The organism is Flavobacterium sp. 25HG05S-40 (genome assembly GCF_052654735.1).
Genome location: NZ_CP199750.1, coordinates 900674 through 920273 on the forward strand (window position 1 = coordinate 900674; position 19600 = coordinate 920273).

General features: G+C 35.8%; 23 protein-coding genes. 7 read left to right on the forward strand and 16 right to left on the reverse strand.

Going from position 1 to position 19600, the window contains the following annotated elements:
- Positions 1-70: 70 nt before the first annotated feature.
- A complete protein-coding gene (locus ACULEU_RS03870; RefSeq protein WP_445454140.1) occupies positions 71-1015 on the reverse strand; it encodes a TerC family protein in 945 nt (314 codons plus the stop codon).
- A 196-nt stretch (positions 1016-1211) separates the two neighbouring features.
- On the opposite strand from ACULEU_RS03870, the gene ACULEU_RS03875 reads away from it, so the two are divergent.
- Positions 1212-3401, forward strand: coding sequence for a glutamine synthetase III family protein (locus tag ACULEU_RS03875; RefSeq protein WP_445454141.1), 2190 nt, complete (start codon positions 1212-1214; stop codon positions 3399-3401).
- 134 nt (positions 3402-3535) lie between these two features.
- Here ACULEU_RS03875 and ACULEU_RS03880 read toward each other — a convergent pair whose 3' ends face one another.
- The gene (locus ACULEU_RS03880) at positions 3536-4654 is read right to left on the reverse strand and encodes a hypothetical protein (protein WP_445454142.1); all 1119 of its coding nucleotides are present in this window, start codon (positions 4652-4654) and stop codon (positions 3536-3538) included.
- Between the two features lie 46 nt (positions 4655-4700).
- Entirely contained in the window at positions 4701-5147 is a 447-nt protein-coding gene (locus ACULEU_RS03885) for a T9SS type A sorting domain-containing protein (RefSeq protein WP_445454143.1), read from the reverse strand.
- 102 nt (positions 5148-5249) lie between these two features.
- Here ACULEU_RS03885 and ACULEU_RS03890 point away from each other — a divergent pair, with 102 nt between their 5' ends.
- The 4 genes from ACULEU_RS03890 to ACULEU_RS03905 all read left to right on the forward strand — a co-directional run bounded on the left by ACULEU_RS03890 (position 5250) and on the right by ACULEU_RS03905 (position 9030).
- Complete coding sequence (locus tag ACULEU_RS03890) at positions 5250-6137, forward strand: OmpA family protein (RefSeq protein WP_445454144.1); 888 nt, start codon at positions 5250-5252, stop codon at positions 6135-6137.
- Positions 6138-6139: 2 nt separating this feature from the next.
- The gene (locus tag ACULEU_RS03895) at positions 6140-7000 is read left to right on the forward strand and encodes an OmpA family protein (protein ID WP_445454145.1); all 861 of its coding nucleotides are present in this window, start codon (positions 6140-6142) and stop codon (positions 6998-7000) included.
- A complete protein-coding gene (locus ACULEU_RS03900) occupies positions 6997-7767 on the forward strand; it encodes an OmpA family protein (RefSeq protein WP_445454146.1) in 771 nt (256 codons plus the stop codon). Before ACULEU_RS03895 ends, ACULEU_RS03900 begins: the two co-directional genes overlap by 4 nt.
- An 84-nt stretch (positions 7768-7851) precedes the next feature.
- A complete protein-coding gene (locus ACULEU_RS03905; protein ID WP_445454147.1) occupies positions 7852-9030 on the forward strand; it encodes an AIR synthase related protein in 1179 nt (392 codons plus the stop codon).
- Here the strand turns inward: ACULEU_RS03905 and ACULEU_RS03910 are convergent.
- On the reverse strand, positions 9027-9254 hold the full coding sequence (locus ACULEU_RS03910) for a hypothetical protein (protein ID WP_445454148.1): 228 nt from the start codon (positions 9252-9254) through the stop codon (positions 9027-9029). The genes ACULEU_RS03905 and ACULEU_RS03910 overlap by 4 nt on opposite strands.
- Before the next feature lie 94 nt (positions 9255-9348).
- Entirely contained in the window at positions 9349-10179 is an 831-nt protein-coding gene (gene ygiD / locus ACULEU_RS03915) for a 4,5-DOPA-extradiol-dioxygenase (RefSeq protein ID WP_445454149.1), read from the reverse strand.
- A gap of 80 nt (positions 10180-10259) precedes the next feature.
- Between ygiD and ACULEU_RS03920 the strand changes: the two genes are divergently transcribed.
- Positions 10260-10682 (forward strand): hypothetical protein, encoded by a 423-nt coding sequence (locus ACULEU_RS03920; RefSeq protein ID WP_445454150.1) that lies wholly within the window; start codon positions 10260-10262, stop codon positions 10680-10682.
- Positions 10683-10754: 72 nt separating this feature from the next.
- On the opposite strand, the gene ACULEU_RS03925 is transcribed toward ACULEU_RS03920, so the two are convergent.
- The 8 genes from ACULEU_RS03925 to ACULEU_RS03960 all read right to left on the reverse strand — a co-directional run bounded on the left by ACULEU_RS03925 (position 10755) and on the right by ACULEU_RS03960 (position 15898).
- On the reverse strand, positions 10755-11030 hold the full coding sequence (locus tag ACULEU_RS03925) for an ATP-dependent Clp protease adaptor ClpS (protein ID WP_445454151.1): 276 nt from the start codon (positions 11028-11030) through the stop codon (positions 10755-10757).
- A gap of 35 nt (positions 11031-11065) precedes the next feature.
- Entirely contained in the window at positions 11066-11899 is an 834-nt protein-coding gene (gene prmA / locus ACULEU_RS03930) for a 50S ribosomal protein L11 methyltransferase (RefSeq protein WP_445454152.1), read from the reverse strand.
- A gap of 92 nt (positions 11900-11991) precedes the next feature.
- Positions 11992-12462 (reverse strand): hypothetical protein, encoded by a 471-nt coding sequence (locus tag ACULEU_RS03935; RefSeq protein ID WP_445454153.1) that lies wholly within the window; start codon positions 12460-12462, stop codon positions 11992-11994.
- A gap of 146 nt (positions 12463-12608) precedes the next feature.
- Complete coding sequence (tpiA, locus tag ACULEU_RS03940; RefSeq protein WP_445454154.1) at positions 12609-13361, reverse strand: triose-phosphate isomerase; 753 nt, start codon at positions 13359-13361, stop codon at positions 12609-12611.
- Positions 13361-13858, reverse strand: a complete 498-nt coding sequence (locus tag ACULEU_RS03945) for a TlpA family protein disulfide reductase (RefSeq protein ID WP_445454155.1) — start codon at positions 13856-13858, stop codon at positions 13361-13363. Before ACULEU_RS03945 ends, tpiA begins: the two co-directional genes overlap by 1 nt.
- Before the next feature lie 22 nt (positions 13859-13880).
- Positions 13881-14201 carry a hypothetical protein gene (locus ACULEU_RS03950; RefSeq protein ID WP_445454156.1) on the reverse strand — a complete coding sequence of 107 codons (321 nt, stop codon included), beginning with the start codon at positions 14199-14201 and terminating at the stop codon, positions 13881-13883.
- A gap of 52 nt (positions 14202-14253) precedes the next feature.
- The gene (locus tag ACULEU_RS03955) at positions 14254-15345 is read right to left on the reverse strand and encodes a MauE/DoxX family redox-associated membrane protein (RefSeq protein ID WP_445454157.1); all 1092 of its coding nucleotides are present in this window, start codon (positions 15343-15345) and stop codon (positions 14254-14256) included.
- A 10-nt stretch (positions 15346-15355) separates the two neighbouring features.
- A complete protein-coding gene (locus ACULEU_RS03960) occupies positions 15356-15898 on the reverse strand; it encodes a DUF1599 domain-containing protein (protein ID WP_445454158.1) in 543 nt (180 codons plus the stop codon).
- Positions 15899-15989: 91 nt separating this feature from the next.
- Between ACULEU_RS03960 and folP the strand changes: the two genes are divergently transcribed.
- On the forward strand, positions 15990-16820 hold the full coding sequence (gene folP / locus ACULEU_RS03965; RefSeq protein WP_445454159.1) for a dihydropteroate synthase: 831 nt from the start codon (positions 15990-15992) through the stop codon (positions 16818-16820).
- A gap of 12 nt (positions 16821-16832) precedes the next feature.
- Here the strand turns inward: folP and rlmH are convergent, their stop codons facing one another.
- From rlmH to ACULEU_RS03980, 3 genes are read right to left on the reverse strand one after another with little or no spacing between them, the layout of a single operon-like run.
- Entirely contained in the window at positions 16833-17306 is a 474-nt protein-coding gene (gene rlmH / locus ACULEU_RS03970; RefSeq protein ID WP_445454160.1) for a 23S rRNA (pseudouridine(1915)-N(3))-methyltransferase RlmH, read from the reverse strand.
- 7 nt (positions 17307-17313) lie between these two features.
- On the reverse strand, positions 17314-18054 hold the full coding sequence (locus tag ACULEU_RS03975) for a shikimate dehydrogenase family protein (RefSeq protein WP_445454161.1): 741 nt from the start codon (positions 18052-18054) through the stop codon (positions 17314-17316).
- Positions 18055-19455: a tetratricopeptide repeat protein gene (locus tag ACULEU_RS03980; protein WP_445454162.1), complete on the reverse strand. Its 1401-nt coding sequence runs from the start codon at positions 19453-19455 to the stop codon at positions 18055-18057. It lies immediately after the preceding gene.
- Positions 19456-19600: the final 145 nt, after the last annotated feature.

Sequence of the window (19600 nt, forward strand, 5' to 3'; positions counted from 1 at the left end):
ACTAAAAAAGATTCAATTTAAACTACTATTGTTAATGTTTAGTAGTAATAATTTATTAAAATTTCAACAACTATTCGCTTTTACGGTCTCTACTTAACGAGATTAATATTCCTACTGTCAAAGCCAATGCAATAAAACCTAACGACACCCATTCCGGAAATTTATAATAATGTACAATAAGCATTTTAATACCAACAAAGGATAAAATAGCAATTAAACTGTACTCTAAGTAGCTAAACTTCTCAAGCATATTAGCCAAGAAAAAATACATAGAACGCAACCCGAGAATAGCAAAAATATTAGAACTGAAAACCAAAAATGGGTCAGAGGTAATCGCTAAAATTGCAGGTACACTATCCAAAGCAAAAAGCATATCCATAAATTCTATTACCAGCAAGGCCACGAAAAGAGGAGTGGCGTGATTAACATTATTTATTTTGGTAAAGAAATGCTCTTTCTCAGTGTGACTTGTTATCGGTATTATTTTGCCAATCATTCGATATACTAGTGAATGTTTCGGATTAAAGTCTTCTTCCTCTTTTTTGAATAACATTTTTACAGCGGTAAAAATCAAGAATGCTCCAAACAAGTAGGTCATCCAACTGAATTTATTAATCAGTATAACCCCAAAGTAAATCATCAAGCCACGGAACACAATGGCGCCCAAAATTCCCCAAAACAAAACCCTGTGCTGGTATTTTTGTGGAATTTTAAATGCAGCAAAGATTACCGCAATTATAAAGATATTGTCAATGCTTAATGATAATTCTATAAGATAACCCGTAATATACTTTATTGTCGCCACAGCTGGTTTAATTCCAGTTGGATTGGCAATGTATTCATTGCTATAAAGCCAATTGATAACGCCCGAAAAAGCAAACGATAACGTAACCCAAACGCCAGTCCAGATTCCTGCTTCTTTGGAACTGATAATGTGAGGTGTTTTATTGAATACGCCTAAATCTAGCGCCAAAAAAATAAGGATAGTTGCCAAAAATATAATCCAAACCGTCATAACAAAGTATTTTGATTATACAAATATAGCAGATTGAATAGTTAGAGGTATTTTTTTAACGAATTAATATATTTTTATCAAATAATCATTAATATTTTATTTATGCCCTATAAAAAATAGGGTGTTGATGTTTTAAAAAATAAAATAGTTATATATTTGCATTAAAATAATAGGGTATAATATTAAATTTAAATTTATGTCAACTTTACGTTTCCAAGCATTAAAAGATGCATCAGGTAGAAAACCTGTAAAATTTGAAGAAGCCGGAAGAAAATCAGACCTTTTTGGCTCCAATGTGTTTAATGACAAAGCCATGAAGCAGTTCTTGACTTCGGATGCTTATAAAGGTGTAAAAGATGCTGTGCAGCACGGAACAAAAATTGACAGAAAGCTTGCCGATTATATAGCAATGGGCATGAAAGAATGGGCGTTGTCAAAAGGCGTTACGCATTATACGCATTGGTTTCAACCTTTAACAGGTACTACCGCTGAAAAACACGATGCCTTTTTTGAAACTTCTTATGATGGTTCTGATCCAGTTGAAAAATTTGGAGGCGGACAGTTAGTGCAACAAGAGCCAGATGCTTCTTCTTTTCCTAATGGTGGTATCAGAAATACCTTCGAAGCTCGTGGGTATACGGCATGGGATCCCACTTCTCCTGCTTTCATTTTCGGAACAACGTTATGTATTCCAACGGTTTTCATTTCTTATACAGGAGAAGCTTTAGATTACAAAACACCACTTTTACGTGCCTTAAATGCTGTGGACGAAGCCGCAACGGAGGTTTGTAAATATTTTGATAAAAATGTTAAAAAAGTAACCGCTACTTTAGGTTGGGAACAAGAATACTTTTTAGTAGACGCTTCCTTAGCCAACTCGCGTCCCGATTTGATTATGACGGGTAGAACTTTACTTGGACATACATCAGCTAAAGGACAACAATTAGATGATCATTATTTTGGTTCGATTCCGTCTCGTGCACTAAATTATATGAGAGAATTAGAAGAGGAATGTATGTTACTCGGAATTCCGGTTAAAACACGTCACAATGAAGTGGCACCAAATCAATTCGAATTAGCTCCTATTTTCGAAGAAACCAATTTGGCCGTTGACCATAATTCTCTTTTGATGGATGTCATGTCTAAAGTTGGAGAACGTCACGATTTCAAAGTGCTCTTCCATGAAAAACCTTTTCAAGGTGTAAACGGTTCCGGGAAACATAATAACTGGTCATTGGCTACAGATACTGGCGTAAACTTATTATCTCCTGGTAAAACACCAATGAGCAACCTGCAATTCTTATCGTTCTTTATCAATACGATCAAAGCCGTAAATGAATATGAAGAATTGCTTCGTGCTGCTATTGCCACAGCAAGTAATGATCACAGATTGGGAGCCAATGAAGCGCCTCCAGCTATTATTTCGGTTTTCATTGGGCAACAATTGACCAAGGTTTTAGCCGAATTAGAAGGGGTAACCAAAGGTAAATTATCTCCAGAAGAAAAAACCGATTTGAAATTAAATGTAGTAGGTAAAATCCCTGAAGTAATTTTGGACAACACCGACAGAAACAGAACTTCTCCATTTGCCTTTACCGGAAATAAATTTGAGTTTCGTGCCGTGGGTTCTTCTGCAAACTGTGCCAATGCGATGACGACCTTAAATTCAATCGTAGCCAAACAATTAAAGGATTTCAAAAAAGAAGTAGATGCTTTAATTGACAAAAAGGACTTGAAAAAAGACGAAGCTATTTTTAATGTATTGAGAGAATACATCAAGCAAACTAAAAATATTCTTTTTGAAGGTGATGGTTATAGCGATGCTTGGGAAAAAGAAGCCAAAAAACGTGGCTTAAGCAATCACAAAACAACGCCTACAGCGTTAAAAGCGAAAGTTTCACAAAAAGCGTTGGATTTATTCAGAGACCTAAACGTAATGAACCACGTTGAAGTGGAAGCGCGATACGAAATTGAGCTAGAAGAGTACACCAAGAAAATCCAAATCGAAGGAAGAGTACTCGGAGATATTGCCCGAAACCACGTAATTCCAACCGCAATTCGTTACCAAAATACCTTAATCGAAAATGTGCGTGGCTTAAAAGAAATCTTCGGAAAAGATTTTGAAAAAATTGCCAAAGAACAAATCTCTTTAATCAAAGAAATCTCTTCGCACATCGAAGGAATCAACTCCAATGTAGAAGCCATGACCGAAGCGCGTAAAAAAGCCAATGCTTTGACTGACGCCCAAAAAATGGCAGAATCCTACTGCGATAAAGTAAAACCATACTTTGACGTAATCCGCGAGCACTGTGATAAATTAGAACTTCTGGTTGATGATGAAGTTTGGACATTAACCAAATACAGAGAATTATTGTTTACTCGATAATGCAATTGGGGCGTTACCCCGCCTTCGGCGCGGTCAGGCTGTCCACGCTACACGGTAGCTCGCTCCCATCCTTAACGCAAAAAAAAACCCGTCTCATTCAAAACGAGACGGGTTTTTTTTATAATTCAATCCAATTAAAGCTGTGTTACGGTATAGGTTGCTGAACCATTAAAATTGATGGTTAATTCTACTCTATAATTTTTTGGCGTTGCCGTAGTATTGCTAATAGTTATGGGTGTACCACCACTTTCAATACTTCCATCAGCTAGGTTGTCCCCGTGTAATTCTCCTTTTGGATCAAAATAATAAAAATCATACTGTAGAGAATTATTAGCTGAAATGCTAAAATTAAAGGTGAATTTATTAGTAGCTACAGAATAGGTGCTATTATAAAATGCCGAAGTATTAGAATTTCTAAGTCTTGGAGCAAGTGAAGTTAAACCTAAGCTGAATTCATTAAGCGGGTAATTTGGAAATGCATTCACTAAATCAATCAAATAAAATCCGGCAGTATCTACTAAATAACTAGCGCCATTAACTTGAAGATTATTAGATAAATCAACGCCGTAAACAGGAGAACTTGCGTTATTAGTAGCTAAAAATTTTAATTCTGTACCAGCTGTTATATATTTAAAACCAAATCTATTTAAGTTTCCACTGTTATAATTAGACATTAACAATGCTGTAGTCGGATTAAATGTGTTGAAGGTGCCATACATATAAAAATTATTCGGACTGCTAGCTGACGGGGAATTAGTAGTTGGCAAAGACAACGCTCCAGTATCACTAACAGTTAATTGATACGGTGTTCCATTCGGTGAAACCAAAGTAATTCCTTCTCCAGCGGAGGTCACTAAACTGTCCGCAGCCAATGCATAAGGTACAGATAATAATTGCGTGGTGCCTACCAAAGCATAGCTTGTTCCGCCGTTAGCATCCATTTCTACTTTAAGGAATTTAGAGTTGGTTCCCCAGTTGATTGTATTGAAAACGCCCGAAACTACTGTTCCTTGTCCAATAGTCAAATTAAATAAACCATTTGGATTGGTAGTTTTCACATGCGTTTCTGAATATAGGACAGTTCCCGATGCCGATGCATCAAGAATAGAAAGTTTAAGGCCAACATTTGAACTCACAACAGGTGCTCCTGAACCATTCAAAGCAATAGCCTGATACGAAATTCCTTGGGGAACTTGAGCAAAAGTCAGGAATGAAATGAAAAGCGCTGCTACTAGTAATAATTTTTTACTCATGGTTTTATATTTTTTTGTTTGGAATTCGTTAATCTTCGATTTCATATTAACGTTTGATGATTTTAAATGATTTGACATTTTTATTGGTAAATTGAATTAAATAAATCCCGTTCGAAAGCTCCGATAAATCCAAAGCATTGTCGCTGGTAATTTGTTTTTGGGCAACTAATTGTCCCGATACATTGAAAATAGAAATTTTTTCATCTCCCAAATTGACCTCAGTCTGGAAGTAAATTACGGATGTGCTCGGATTGGGATACACGGTTATTTTGTCACTCAATTCCAATTCAGGTACTTCAAGCTGTGTTTGTGTAAGAATACCAATAATTCCAGAGCTGGATTGTGTTTGGTTTTCAGGAACAACTACAATTTCACCTACTGAAACCGAACTGCTTGGACTGATAACGCTTCCCGAATTCACCGATTGTATCACCGACTGCGAACTTGCAGACAATCCGGTAATTAAAACAGAGAATAGTAATAATCGCTTCATTGTTACATTTTTAGAGTACAAATGTAATTTTTTTCCCTTTATATTGGCGTTATTTTTGATTGTGCACTACAATTTTGCGTAACTTTCGATATATTTTATTTTATGAAATCCTACTTATTCCTTATCGCTTTTTTCTTTACACTCTGTAATAGTTTTGCACAACAACAGTTTGCAGTCTATTTTGACAGTAATAAATTTGAATTGAATGCCAAAGAAAGTGCCCGACTTAACGCTTGGATTTCTGAAAATAAAAACAATAAAATAGTTGCCATTCATGGATATACAGACGAAGATGGTACCAATGTTTTCAATGATACCTTAGCGCAAAAAAGAGTGAATAGTGTTTTTAATTCGGTTAAAGGTCAAATTAAAATCAGAGAGGATTTTAAAACGCTAAGTTTTGGAGAAAACTTTCAACAGCTGAGTGATAAGGCTAAAAATAGAAAGGCAACAATATTCTATATTTTGGAAAAAGATATAGCTCGTGAAGATGAAATACTCGGCATCAAAAAGGAAGTGGTTATAGAAGAACCAAAGCCAGAAATTGAATATCCTGAAAAAGTGGTTTTTGAAAATCCTAACGGAACCATATCTGAGTTTAAATTGGACAGGGTTTTTATGAAACAAATAGAAAAAGCTAAAGCTGGAGAAAAACTTAAGATTGAAAACCTAAACTTCATAATTAATACGTTTGCCGTAGTAGCCGAATCCAGAGTGAAATTATTCGAATTGCTTTTGGTACTCGAGAGTAATCCGAAATTGAAAATAGAAATACAAGGTCACGTATGTTGTATGCCTTATGACAGAACAGATCTATCTACACAGCGTGCCAAAGCGGTCTTCAATTTTTTAATTGCAAGAGACGTGAATCGAGGCCGATTGTCCTACAAGGGTTTTGGAACTACAGCGCCTATTTATCCAATTCCGGAAAAAGACGAGAAAGAACGTGCTGCGAATCGTAGAGTGGAAATATTAATTGTTGAAAATTAAGAATGCAAAAGTTATATCTGGCTTGTATTTTATTGTTTTCGATTGCTAGTTTGGGTCAAAAAAAGCTGGAGGTATTTTTTGATTTCAATACTGATGTTCCCAATGCATCTTCCCAAAGTAAAGTCGATCAATGGATGGCCGAAAATAAGAATGTAGCAGTAACTAAAATCTATGGCTATTGTGATAGTGTTGACGACAGCAAATACAACAAGGAGTTAGCGCTACGCAGAGTGAACACTATGTTGGCCTATTTTAAAAAAGAAAATTTTAAGGTAGATGATAATGTCGAGCTAAAATCGTTTGGAAAAGATTTCAAATACTCCAAAAATCAGAGCGAGAATAGGAAAGTTGAGATCTATTACAACGAAATCAATGTCCCAAATCAAACTAATGCAAAGGAAACCGAAACAAATAACATCAATTCGGATAAAGATTTTGAACTTTCATCGTTAGCATCTCTTGTTGAAGAGGAAAAATCAACGTTAAAAGCCAAATTTGTAAAAGCCAAAGTGGGCGATTTGATTAGAATTCATAACATCAGTTTTTATTTCAATTCTGAAAAAGTTATGGAACAATCCGAACCACTTTTAGATGAATTGTTACAGATTATGTTGGATAATCCCACGCTGACAATTCAAATACACGGACATATTTGCTGCAATCCCAATCCAATGGATACGAAGTTGTCTTACCGAAGAGCATTAGTAATTCTGAAGTATTTAACCAACAGAGGCATTCAGGTAAATAGATTGGGTTTTAAAGGATTTGGCAGTAATAATCCAATATATAAAGTGCCCGAACGAAATGAAAAAGAACGTGCTGCCAATCGAAGAGTAGAAATTTTAATTGTTGGAAAACGATGAAACTACAAATTTCCATACTGTTAATTCTAATGTCCTTCAAATCGTTGGGACAAAAGCAGCTGGACGTTTTTTTCGATTTCAATAAAGATTTTCCAAATCAAGCTTCTATTTTGGAAATTAATGAATGGATTGCCAACAATAAAAATGCTGAAATCACTAAATTATTAGGCTATTGCGACAGCATCGATACCAAAAACTACAACAAAAAATTAGCCGAAAGACGTATCGATAACGTTCAGGTTTTATTGCAAACAAGCGGATTGAAATTCAGTGAGAGCTTAGAAAAAGTCGCTTACGGAAAAGATTTCAAACAGTCCAAAATTCAGGCAGAAAACCGCAAAGTCACTATTTTCTACTTGGAACCTCAAGCAATACCCATTGTAAGTACCTTGACTCAAAAAATCAAAGAGTCTAAAGTAGGCGAAACTATTGCTTTGCCCAATATCTATTTTATCAATAATTCGGCGCGTACGGTTCCAAAATCAGAAGCTACGCTTTATGATTTACGCTGTGCCATGGAGGAAAATCCAAAGCTCAAAATTCAAATTCAAGGGCATATTTGCTGTCAGACCAAAGGGGATTTGCTCAATCTATCTACGTCAAGAGCAAGAACGGTTTACAATTATTTACTACGGAATAAAATCGATAGAAAACGAATGTCTTTTAAAGGATTCGGAACCACTAGACCGTTGCATCCTATTCCCGAAAAAGATGAACAGGAAGAAAACGAAAACCGTCGTGTGGAAATCCTGATTGTAGAGAAGTAGTTGTTTTGAAAATTAAATCATCTTCAAATCTTCCAATTGCCACATTTTCAAATTATCTTTGTCGCACACAACTAACTACTACACATGAGCTCTGATAACAGTCAACGTTACAATCTTCGTGGAGTTTCGGCTTCCAAAGAGGATGTGCACAACGCCATCAAAAACATCGATAAGGGTTTATTTCCAAAAGCCTTTTGCAAAATTGTCCCCGATTATTTAACGAATGACGACGCATATTGCCTCATCATGCACGCAGACGGCGCCGGAACAAAATCGTCTTTAGCCTATATGTATTGGAAAGAAACCGGTGATATTTCGGTTTGGAAAGGGATAGCACAAGACGCATTAATCATGAATATTGATGACTTACTTTGTGTTGGCGCTACGGATAATATCATGCTTTCCTCAACCATTGGAAGAAACAAAAATCTGATTCCAGGCGAAGTGCTTTCTGCTATTATCAACGGAACCGAAGAACTGATAACCGAATTGAAATCCTTTGGTGTAACCATTCATTCCACAGGTGGCGAAACAGCTGATGTGGGCGATTTGGTGCGGACCATTATAGTAGATTCGACGGTCACTGCCCGAATGAAGCGCAGTAATGTTGTTGACAATGCGAATATCAAACCCGGTGATGTAATAGTTGGTTTGGCTTCATTTGGTCAGGCCAAATATGAAAAAAGCTATAACGGCGGTATGGGGAGCAACGGATTAACATCGGCGCGTCATGATGTTTTTGCGCACTATTTAGCCGAAAAATATCCGGAAAGTTTTGACAGTGCTGTTCCTAATGACTTGGTGTATTCAGGAACTATAAAGCTGACTGACGCCGTTGAAAATTCTCCGATTGATGCTGGTCAATTAGTGCTTTCTCCAACCCGAACGTATGCGCCCATTATCAAGAAGATTTTAGAACAATATACTCCAAAGGAAATTCACGGAATGGTTCATTGCTCAGGTGGAGCCCAAACCAAAGTGCTTCATTTTGTGGATAATGTTCATGTCATAAAAGACAATTTATTTCCGATTCCACCTCTTTTCAAATTAATTCAGGAACAGTCCAAAACCGATTGGAAAGAAATGTATCAAGTGTTCAATTGTGGTCACCGAATGGAAGTTTATGTCCCTATAGAAATAGCGCAAGATATCATCGCAATCTCAAAATCATTTGGCGTTGAAGCTCAAATTGTGGGTAGAGTAGAGGCTTCTGAAAACAAAAAACTCACTATTGAAAGCGAGTTTGGTACTTTTATCTATTAAGCATTACTTTTAGATTTCAGAGCATACAATCCACCAGCAAAAAGCAGGATTGCAGCGCCTACATACAAATAGCCTTGTTGTTTTCCGGATTCATTGGAAGCGTTGATTTTTAATCCGAGAAAGTTAACTTCTTTAGTGTTGTCAGCAATTTTGTTCATTCCGATATATCCCACTGAAATGCTAGCTATTATCAATAGTGCTCCGATAAGTTTAGCTGTATTCATAAGTAATTGTTTTGATTAGTTCGAACAAAAGTAGGCGACATAAAGCATCAACTAGTTACATGATTTTGCTTAAATTTTATAGAAAAAGCAATCGTCAGCCAATCTTTACGGATGTCATGCTCAAACTTCCGGCCAGTAATTTATCATTGAATAACGATAATTCATCTTCTTTTTGTTTCAAGCCTAACGTATAAATCAGCGGTAAAAAATGGTCTGGTGACGGCACGGCTAATTGGATGGCAGTCGATTTAGTCTCGTAGTCAATTAGCGACTGAAAATCACCTTTCAAAAGATAATTATTGAGAACATTGCGGGCTTCAATGGCCCAATCATAGCCATAATCGTCTTTGTCAAAATTTTGAAAATCTACTAATCGCAAATTGTGAACGATGTTACCACTACCAATAATCAAGATTCCTTTTTTACGTAATCGGCTTAATTTTTGCGCCAAATCAAAATGATATTGTGCAGGTTTTGTATAATCTATACTCAATTGAATTACCGGAATATCCGCATTGGGATACAAATGTCTTAAAACCGACCAAGCACCATGATCCAAGCCCCATTTTTCATCGAGTTCCACCAAAGTTGGTTCTAACAATAACTTGGTAGTTGCTGCCAATTCCGGTTGCCCTTTTGCTGGATAGTTTACTTCATACAAAGCTTTTGGAAAACCACCAAAATCATGTATCGTTTGCGGCAGTTCCATGGCGGTGACTTTAGTGCCTTTAGTAAACCAATGGGCGGAAATGCATATAATAGCCTTAGGTTTAGGTAGTGTTTTGGCAACATCTCTAAATCCGGTCACAAACTGATTTTCTTCAATTGCATTCATCGGACTGCCATGACCAAGAAAGAGCAAAGGCATTCTTTCGGTGTTGGGTAAATCCTCTGAAAATTGCTGTAAGTTGTTAAGATTTTGCATATCGTAAAATTAGCAAATCGGTATTCAAGTTTGTCAAAAATCTTTGCGACATTTGCAACAACTCCTAATACATAATTCTTATGGTCATCAATTTGAAAAACGGCATCGACAAACTACTTTTCGGTATGAAGCAACAGGATGTAGAAGCATTGTATGGCAAACCAGATAAGCAGTATAAGGACGAAGACGGAAATGTAATCTGCTTGTATAATCAGCAAAAATGGAGCTTAACTTTTTATGAAGATGAAGATTTTCGTTTGGGCTATATCATCTGTTCCCATCCCGAAGTCACCATTATGAATCAGAAAGTTATCGGTAAAAACATTGAAGAAGTCAAATCGGATTTGCCTTTTAAATCTTGGACGAAAGAAGATTTTGATACTACTGAAAATCATTTCAACGAAAGCAATTGGTTAATTCTGCAATCGGAATTCAACGATATAATTCGAGTAGAAATTGGAGCTATCATCAATGATAATGATGAATTTGATTGGAAGTTTTAATTTATGATTGTTAATTGAAGATTTTAGATTGTATAAATTAAAAATCTTCAATTAACAATCTGAAATCTGAAATCAAACAATTTCCGCACTCAAACCTGCTTCCAATAACTGCGTGCATTGTGGTTTTAATTCATCAAAAGAACCGGTTTTTACCGTACATTTTCCTTTGTAATGAACTAAAATGGCACATTGTTCCGCTTGTTCTGAGGTATGTTGACAAACACGGATTAAGGTATCAATAACATGATCAAAGGTATTCACATCATCATTATACAATACGATTTCATTGTTGATTCCGATTTGTTCTTCGACTAAAACGTCTTCCTGTATTTTTTCTATAGTACTCATTTTCATTTCGTTTTACCTCTGTAAATTTACGTAGGCTAATTTACATATTTAAGCGAAGTCCAATTATTTCTCTCCAATTTTTTAACAAAGGTCAAGCCCTTTTCAGTGCAAGAAGCATCTATAAACGGAATATCTTCTGTGTAAAATCCACTCAATAAAAGGATGCCGTTTTTGTTCAAACAAGCTACATATTGCTGCATGTCGTTTAACAAAATATTGCGGTTGATGTTGGCAATAATCAAATCGTATTTTTTGCCTTTAAGTAAAGCCGCATCGCCTTCATAAACCGAAATTTCGGTGCAGTTGTTACGTTCTGCATTTTCAATAGAATTCAAATAACACCAGTTGTCTATATCTATGGCATCAATCGGTTTAGCACCTTTCATTTCGGCAAGAATTGCTAATATAGCAGTGCCGCAACCCATGTCAAGAGTTTTCAAATCAGTAACATCCATTTCCAAAAGATGCTGAATCATCATGTGAGTCGTTTCATGATGACCCGTTCCAAAACTCATTTTGGGTTCGATGATGATATCAAATTCGGCGTTGGTCTTTGGGTGGAAAGGAGCACGGACATGACAAGTACCATCTACATCGATGGCTTCGAAGTTTTTCTCCCACTCCTGATTCCAATTGACTTGGTCAATCTCTTCGATTGTGTGGGAAATAGTGAAGTCAGGATTAAGTAGCAAATAAATATCATCTAATATGTCTTTAGTCCAAAGGTCTTTTTGAATAAAAGCGCTAAAGCCTGTTTCGGTTTCAATGAAACTTTCAAAGGGTTTTTCGCCAAGTTCTGCGATTAAGATTTCGGAACCTAGTTCTTTTGGTTCAACCGAAAAATGGTATGCTAAATATTGGTTTGACATTGATTCTATTTTTACGTATGACAGTGTAATCATCTGATTTCGGCTGCAAAGGTAACAATCAACGCTTGTACTATCGATTATTTTCTATAAAATTATTCGTCAGTTTTAACATAAGCTTTCAAACTCGCATTCGGAACTTCATCCGGAGCTACTGAGAAAATCATCAGTTTGCTGTAACGTTTGTTTTCGGCATCATATAAATAAGTAATTGTATTTTCTTTTGGATTGTAAACCAACTTTGCTTTCATGAACTTGGAACGGATAAGCCAAGTTCCTTCGGTTTCACTGGTTTGGGTAAACTCATAAATAGAGCCATGATGCAATCGTACTTGACCGTTATCAATCATACTAATAGCGATGTAACCATTAGTTTTTGAACCAATTTCACGTATGTCAATTACAGAGTTTTCGTATTCTGTTTCTTTCAATTCATATTTGTCGAATTCGTTATTCCAAACATAATATTTTCTCGAATCCGATTGAAATCGTTTTTGGGTTTCAATTTGTGCATTTATACTCCATGACGCGAGCAGCACAAGAATTAGGGCGAATCTTGTTTTCATTTTGATTTTGACTTTTATTGTGATGCTAAAATAAGAGAACTATTCGATTAAATGCAAAAAAAATCGTTAAAATGCATTATTTAGATTTATTATATAAAAAAAACCTTTCAAATTAATGAAAGGTTTCTTTCGTAATGTTATTTTTCTTATATCGCACTAACGATCGAAGCAAAGTCAGCCGCTTTGAGTGCAGCACCACCTATTAAACCACCATCAACATCGGGTTTTGAGAAGATTTCTTTAGCATTATCCGGCTTAACACTACCGCCGTAAAGAATGGAAACATTCTCAGCAATTGTACTTCCGAATCTTTCCTGAACCGTTTCCCTTATAAATTTATGCATTTCCTGTGCTTGATCTGGCGAAGCAGTTTCTCCCGTTCCAATAGCCCAAACCGGTTCGTAAGCTAATACTATTTGTTCCCAATTGTTGTTTTCAATATGAAACAAACCATCGCGCAGTTGGTTTTCCACAACATTAAAATGCTGATTGTTTTGGCGGTCTTTTAATTCTTCACCAAAGCAAAAAATAACAGTCATATCGTGTTTTAGGGCAGTGGTTACTTTTTCAGCCAGAATAAAATCAGTTTCATTAAAATAGGCGCGACGTTCAGAGTGTCCAATCAATACCGTAATTACGCCAATACTTTTAAGCATATCTGCCGAAATTTCTCCCGTATAAGCACCGCTTTCAAATTGGCTCATGTTTTGTGCTGCCACACCGATATTGGTAAATTCTAAATGATCTACTGCAGAAGCTAAGTTGGTGAATGTTGGTGCTACAATAATTTGAGCTTCAATATCATTTGGTAGTTTGTCGATTAACTCGTTTAATAAATCTTCTGTTTCTTCCGCGTTTTTGTGCATTTTCCAATTGCCGGCTACAATCTTTTGTCTCATTATTGTAATTTTTTTAGTTGGTCGTTAATCTTTTCAAAATCGGTTTCAATGGCTCTGTAAATTACAATATTCCCTTTTTTGTCCAGAACAATGTATCTCGGAATCCAATCTAGATCTATGGATTTACCAAATTCCCCTTTCATCCCATCAGTTGCCCAATAGTGGAATCCTTTTAGTTCATGTTTTTCGATACCTGCTTGCCATTTGTCAAACGTTTTATCCATTGAAATAAAGACATAATCAACATTAGGATTGTTAGCTTGCATCTCTTTTACTTTAGGCATTGCCTTGACGCAATCACTACACCAAGAAGCCCAAATTTCGATTACAGTAACTTTTCCGTTATGCTTTTTCAAAATGCCATCGAAAGATGCTTCAACGTTGTCTATAGTGATTAACTTCTGTGACATGCTTTCTTGAGAAAACTCTTTTTTTTGGGCGTTAGTACAACCAAAAGTTATGGTGGCAAGTATTAGGCTTAAAAATATTCTTTTCATTCAATTATTGGGGATAAAATTATTAATCAGGAACTTCAGGTTTTTTATTTCTTCTGGTTTCTTTTAGGTAGAATAGCTTGTGTTTTTTTCTTTTACGTTCTCTGCGTTCTTTTTTCTTTTTGTAATCGTAGAGATATTTTAATATCAAGATAATTCCCAAAACGGAAATAATGCTAAAAGTACTTCCCAACAAAATATAAATAGTATTTCCAAGTGGTGGATCTTCTAATGTTGATACATAATTCAATACAAAAAAGTAGCCAAATGAAAATAGCACTAGGCAAAATACAATTCCGATTAGTCCTCTTTCAGCAACTGATTTAGACATCAAATATTTAATCATAATCTAAATTTAAAACTTTAAATATAGTAAAAAGATACACAAAGCGCTGAGTTTATTTTTTTAGCTCAGCATAGGATTTGTTAATCAGTTTCTGATAATCCGTAGGGTCAAATTTATTGTCATTTATTCCCCAATAGTATTTGTATTCATTTCCGTTCCAAAGATATTTTACTCCGGGTGTATCTTTTCCAGAACCTAGTACTTTCCAGAATGGTATGACTTCAATTATCTTATAAGGATATTCTGCTCCTGCTTCTTTGAAGAAATCCGGAATCAAATCGGCTTCTTCATTCATAAATATTATCGATATCTCAGGGAAATTTTTATTGGTTTTTCTTAGTTCGGTCAATTCTTTAGCGGCAACTCTGCAGTGATCACAACCCGGAACAAAGAAGCAAAGTGTTTTACGACCGGTGTCTATTTTCGAGAAATATTGGGTGTATCCTGATTTGTGTTTCTCAGGTTCGTTAACTTCAACTTTAATTTCTTCTTTTTTAACTTCTATTTTTGATATTGTATCTTTTGCAATAATGGGAGCTACATCAACTTTAACAGTATCAACAGCTACAGAATCTATGCTGGTTGTTTCAGGTTCTGATATACTGAAATTGCTTTCTATCGGTTGCATAGGAGCGATCATGAACAGGGCTAAAATCGCCGCAAAAGTCATAGTAGTTAAAACCCAGAAGTTTCCTTTACTTTCGTTCGATTTTGGTAAAATAATAAAAAGCCAAACCAATAATCCCATGGCGACTACATTTTTAATGATAGCTTCGATCGGCGTCATCGGTAACAAACTGCCAAAACAGCCACAATTGCCCGAGTTACCACCATTAGCAATTGTCTCAACAGTAAGGTGTGTCGTAAAAACCGCTAATAATAGAAAAGTTGCCGGAATGACAACAGTTCTCAAAAAGTTTTTTTGCAGGATTAATAGCCCTAAAGCAAATTCAATTCCGATAAGTATTCGGGAAAAATAAGGTGCAAATCCCTCTGAAAATCCCATAGGATATAATTGCTTCACTTCGAAAGTAGAGATTGCAAAGTACGGCGATGGATATAATTTCGCCACAGCAGAGAGTAGGAATAAGAAGGAAATGATGTATCTAATTCCCCATGAAATAGTATTTTTTGAAATAGCCATAGTGTGTTTTTTACTGTCCAAATTTCATTAAGATTAATGCAAAGACCGAGTAGTTGATCATGTCCTGATAATTAGCATCAATACCTTCAGACACTAGTGTTTTTCCTTTATTGTCTTCAATTTGTTTTACGCGGAGTAGCTTTTGCAAAATCAGATCGGTTAAGGAACTAACACGCATTTCACGCCAAGCCTCACCGTAATCATGATTTTTATCTTCCATTAATTTTTTAGTGAGCGCCACTTTTTCATCGTACAATTTGACTGCTTTTTCGGCATCCAAATCGGGTTGCTCTACCACTCCTAAGTCCAATTGAATCAGCGCCATGATAGCATAATTGATAATGCCGATAAATTCTCCGGTTTCGTCTTCATCCACTTTACGGATTTCGTTTTGTTGTAAGCTTCTGATGCGTTGTGCTTTAATGAATATTTGATCGGTTAATGAAGGCAATCTCAAGATTCTCCAAGCGCTTCCATAGTCGGTCATTTTATTTGCATAAAGTTGGCGGCAAACTGCGATAACCTTATCGTATTCTTGAGAAGTTTTACTCATTTCAGTGTATCTTTGTATCAAATTTGTCCAAAAGTAAAGAATAAAGATTGAAGTACAAAGGACTAAATCTTATAACTATCTTAAAAAACCAATGACTATAAACTGCCTCGGAAAACTCATAGATGTATCTTCTCCCAAAGTTATGGGGATATTGAATGTTACTCCAAATTCGTTCTACGATGGCGGGAAATATTCGGATGAAATAGGAATTCTCAATCAAGTGGAGAATATGCTTGTAGAAGGGGCCACATTTATTGATATTGGAGCGTATTCTAGTAAACCTAGTGCCGAATTTATTTCGGAGCAAGAAGAAATGGAGCGACTACTTCCGATCGTAAAATTAGTGGTAAAGCATTTTCCGACAACCTTGATTTCAGTTGATACTTTTCGTGCTCAAGTAGCCCAAAACGCTGTCGAAAATGGTGCTTGTATGATCAATGATATTTCGGCTGGAAGTTTAGATGAAAAAATGATGGCAACCGTTGCAGCACTTCAGGTTCCGTATATAATGATGCACATGAAAGGAACACCGCAAACGATGCAAAGTCTGGCACACTATGAGAATGTCATCAAAGAGATGCTTTTCTATTTTTCTCAAAAAGTTGTTGAAGCTAGAAGTTTAGGAATAAATGACCTGATTATTGACCCCGGATTTGGATTTGCCAAAACATTGGAACAAAATTTTGAAGTTTTAAATAATCTTGAATTGTTTCAGACTTTGAGATTACCTGTACTTGTAGGTGTTTCCAGAAAATCGATGATTTATAAGTCGCTTGATATTCAGGCTGAGTTTGCCTTAAACGGAACGACAGTTTTGAATACGATTGCGTTGCAAAAAGGAGCCACTATTTTAAGGGTTCATGATGTAAAAGAAGCTGTTGAGTCGATAAGACTAGTTGCTAAACTTTCTGCTACTGAATAAAACATCCAGCTTTTATTGATGATGATAAGGCTCGTTTCGCAAAATCGTAAATCCGCGGTATAGTTGTTCAATAAAAAACAAGCGTACCATTTGATGGGAGAAAGTCATCAGCGAAAGCGAAATCTTTCCGTTCGCTTTTAGATAAACAGCTTCACTAAATCCATAAGGCCCGCCAATTACAAATACCAAAGTCTTGGTGCCGGAATTCATTTTCTTTTGAAGATAATCAGCGAATTTCACACTAGAAAAAGTGCTTCCATTTTCGTCCAACAAAATCAATTGGTCTGTTGCTGTGATTTTGGACAATAGTAAGTCGCCTTCCTTTTCTTTTTGTTGGCTTTCAGAAAGGTTTTTGACGTTTTTGATGTCGGGAATAATTTCTATATCAAATTTGATATAAAACGATAAGCGCTTGGTATAATCGTCAATGAGTTGTTGTAGTTCTTTGTTATCGGTTTTGCCAATGGCCAAAAGTCGGATGTTCATAGCAACATTATTTGTTCCAGATTTTCCAAGCTTTTTCGGCTTGAAGCACTAACATTTCATGTCCGTTTTTGGTTACGGCACCTTTCTTTTTTGCTTTTTTTAGAAACTGGGTTTCCTCAGGATTATAAATCAAATCAAAGGCAATATGTTTTTCTGTAAAGAAATTATAGGGAATTGGCGGAAATTCTTTGATGTTTGGAACTGTGCCAATAGGGGTACAATTGATAATAATCTGATGATTGTCGAACGTAGTAGCATTAATGAGGTCATAATCAATCATACCTTCTTTTTCTTCACGGGTCACAAAAGTGTAAAGGATTCCGAGTTGATCCAAAGCGAAAGAAACAGCTTTTGCTGCGCCACCTGTGCCTAGAATCAAAGCTTTTTTATGATGGGGTTGGAGTAGTGGCTCCAATGATTTCATAAAGCCAAAATAATCAGAATTGTATCCTTTTAGTTTTCTTTTTTTAGTAAACCTAATGACATTTACAGCACCAATATGAGCAGCTTTCTTAGAAAGTTTATTTAAAAAGGGAAGTATCGCTTCCTTATACGGAATGGTAATATTCAGTCCTTTTAAATCGGGATTGTTGGCAATAATGCTACGGAATTCTTCAATAGTTTCAATATCAAAATTCTCAAAAGAACAGTCGTCTAAATTTCCTAAAGCAAATTTATCGGTAAAGTATTTTTTGGAAAAAGAATAACTAATGTTTTTCCCGATTAGGCCAAATTGTCTTCTCGACATTTATTCCGGTTTTGTATGTTTTGAAATATAATCTTGTACCGATGGTCTGTCCCAAACGGTTGGAAACATTTCCTGAAGAATGGTCTGATGTTTTGCATTGATTCGCAAGCCATTGCTTAAATGGAAATTTCCTTTTTCTTCTTCGTTTAAAAGCATGTGAAAACCCGTCAAACGGTATTCAATTTCGCAATCATCCGGGAAATATTCTGATGCCTGAATCAACGTCAAAATAGCATTATTGTATTCGCCCATAATGAGCATAATATCAACCCAAAATAACCAAGTGTCTAGCTGATAATCACCAAATTCTATCGCTTTTCGGTAACCGAATTCCGCTTCTTCAAAATGATCCATCGCTTTGTTGATGGTCGCATAACGCTTCCAATACAAACGGTTTTGGTCGTCAATGGCCAACGCTTTGTTTACATAATACAATGCTTTTTGGTAGTTTTTTTGACGAACATAAAAATCGGTTATCGCAATCCAACCTTTATCCAATAACGGATCTTCGTGCACTGTTTTGTTGAAATATTTAAGGGCTTCTACTTTATTGCCTAATTTTTCATAACATTTCCCAATGCGAAGTAAAGCGTAAGATGTTGGATCGTCCAACTCGATAGTCATGTTATAACTTTCGATGGCTTCAGCATAATTTTTCAAGCGCTCTAAGGCCTTTCCTCTTTCCATATACGCTCCCACAAACTCTTCATCGATGTAGGTTGCTAATTGAAAACTGGTTGCAGCACTTTCATAATCTTTTAGGCCATAATACAATCTGCCCGATTGATGCCAAGCAATTTCACTATATGGATTTCGGTCAATATACGTTTTTAGATAGTCAATAGCTTCTTGATTTTGGTCTAAAAATTCAAAGCAATACACTACGTTATATAATGCAGATTGATCTTCAAAATCTTCTTCCAGACATTTGATAAAACTTTGTTTGGCCAGTTCCAGATTATCCATAAAAAGATATTCCATACCAATTAAGTTATAGACATCGGCAAAATCTTCGGTATATTTTAGAGCTTCTTTCAAGTACTCAACCGCTTTTTCGTGATTGTCTCTTTTAGAATAAATATTGGCTTTTTGGATAAAAATTTCTTCATTGGTTGGCTCAATGGCATAAAGTTCGTTAAGCAATTTTTCGGCTTGTTCCAATTTGTCGTCATACACTAGCATTTCTACTTGAACTAGCTTCAAACCAGTAGATTTTGGGTGTTGCTCCAGTCCTAACTTTAAAGCTTTTTTTGCTAAAGTAGCTTTTCCCATATCGAGATAATGCAGAATGATTTCCTCGAATTCCTCTGAATCAAAAAACAAAACTTTGTTCGTTTTCAACATCGATTCGAATTTTGATAAGGATAAGTTGTAGTCTTCTTCGTCGTGATCTAGGTGCATAACTGTAGGTGTTAAAATTATCCTTAATAAAATTAGGGAAACGCCGTGCTTTTTCGGGTCATTGCAATTATTGTTGTAAACAATTTAATTAACAATCGGATGAATGATGTTAGAGTGACAAACTAAGATCAAAAAAGTATTTTAA

Bases quoted from the DNA above. Each gene is read 5' to 3' on its own strand.
- ACULEU_RS03885 (WP_445454143.1), bottom strand. From the start codon at position 5,147: ATGAAGCGATTATTACTATTCTCTGTTTTAATTACCGGATTGTCTGCA.
- ACULEU_RS03925 (WP_445454151.1), bottom strand. From the start codon at position 11,030: ATGAGTACTATAGAAAAAATACAGGAAGACGTTTTAGTCGAAGAACAA.
- ACULEU_RS03910 (WP_445454148.1), bottom strand. From the start codon at position 9,254: ATGAATACAGCTAAACTTATCGGAGCACTATTGATAATAGCTAGCATT.
- ACULEU_RS03900 (WP_445454146.1), top strand. From the start codon at position 6,997: ATGAAACTACAAATTTCCATACTGTTAATTCTAATGTCCTTCAAATCG.
- folP (WP_445454159.1), top strand. From the start codon at position 15,990: ATGACTATAAACTGCCTCGGAAAACTCATAGATGTATCTTCTCCCAAA.
- ACULEU_RS03975 (WP_445454161.1), bottom strand. From the start codon at position 18,054: ATGTCGAGAAGACAATTTGGCCTAATCGGGAAAAACATTAGTTATTCT.
- ACULEU_RS03920 (WP_445454150.1), top strand. From the start codon at position 10,260: ATGGTCATCAATTTGAAAAACGGCATCGACAAACTACTTTTCGGTATG.
- ACULEU_RS03955 (WP_445454157.1), bottom strand. From the start codon at position 15,345: ATGGCTATTTCAAAAAATACTATTTCATGGGGAATTAGATACATCATT.
- ACULEU_RS03905 (WP_445454147.1), top strand. From the start codon at position 7,852: ATGAGCTCTGATAACAGTCAACGTTACAATCTTCGTGGAGTTTCGGCT.
- ACULEU_RS03980 (WP_445454162.1), bottom strand. From the start codon at position 19,455: ATGCACCTAGATCACGACGAAGAAGACTACAACTTATCCTTATCAAAA.
- ygiD (WP_445454149.1), bottom strand. From the start codon at position 10,179: ATGCAAAATCTTAACAACTTACAGCAATTTTCAGAGGATTTACCCAAC.
- ACULEU_RS03945 (WP_445454155.1), bottom strand. From the start codon at position 13,858: ATGAAAAGAATATTTTTAAGCCTAATACTTGCCACCATAACTTTTGGT.
- ACULEU_RS03935 (WP_445454153.1), bottom strand. From the start codon at position 12,462: ATGAAAACAAGATTCGCCCTAATTCTTGTGCTGCTCGCGTCATGGAGT.
- ACULEU_RS03870 (WP_445454140.1), bottom strand. From the start codon at position 1,015: ATGACGGTTTGGATTATATTTTTGGCAACTATCCTTATTTTTTTGGCG.
- ACULEU_RS03960 (WP_445454158.1), bottom strand. From the start codon at position 15,898: ATGAGTAAAACTTCTCAAGAATACGATAAGGTTATCGCAGTTTGCCGC.
- ACULEU_RS03890 (WP_445454144.1), top strand. From the start codon at position 5,250: ATGAAATCCTACTTATTCCTTATCGCTTTTTTCTTTACACTCTGTAAT.
- ACULEU_RS03950 (WP_445454156.1), bottom strand. From the start codon at position 14,201: ATGATTAAATATTTGATGTCTAAATCAGTTGCTGAAAGAGGACTAATC.
- rlmH (WP_445454160.1), bottom strand. From the start codon at position 17,306: ATGAACATCCGACTTTTGGCCATTGGCAAAACCGATAACAAAGAACTA.
- prmA (WP_445454152.1), bottom strand. From the start codon at position 11,899: ATGTCAAACCAATATTTAGCATACCATTTTTCGGTTGAACCAAAAGAA.
- ACULEU_RS03875 (WP_445454141.1), top strand. From the start codon at position 1,212: ATGTCAACTTTACGTTTCCAAGCATTAAAAGATGCATCAGGTAGAAAA.
- tpiA (WP_445454154.1), bottom strand. From the start codon at position 13,361: ATGAGACAAAAGATTGTAGCCGGCAATTGGAAAATGCACAAAAACGCG.
- ACULEU_RS03895 (WP_445454145.1), top strand. From the start codon at position 6,140: ATGCAAAAGTTATATCTGGCTTGTATTTTATTGTTTTCGATTGCTAGT.
- ACULEU_RS03880 (WP_445454142.1), bottom strand. From the start codon at position 4,654: ATGAGTAAAAAATTATTACTAGTAGCAGCGCTTTTCATTTCATTCCTG.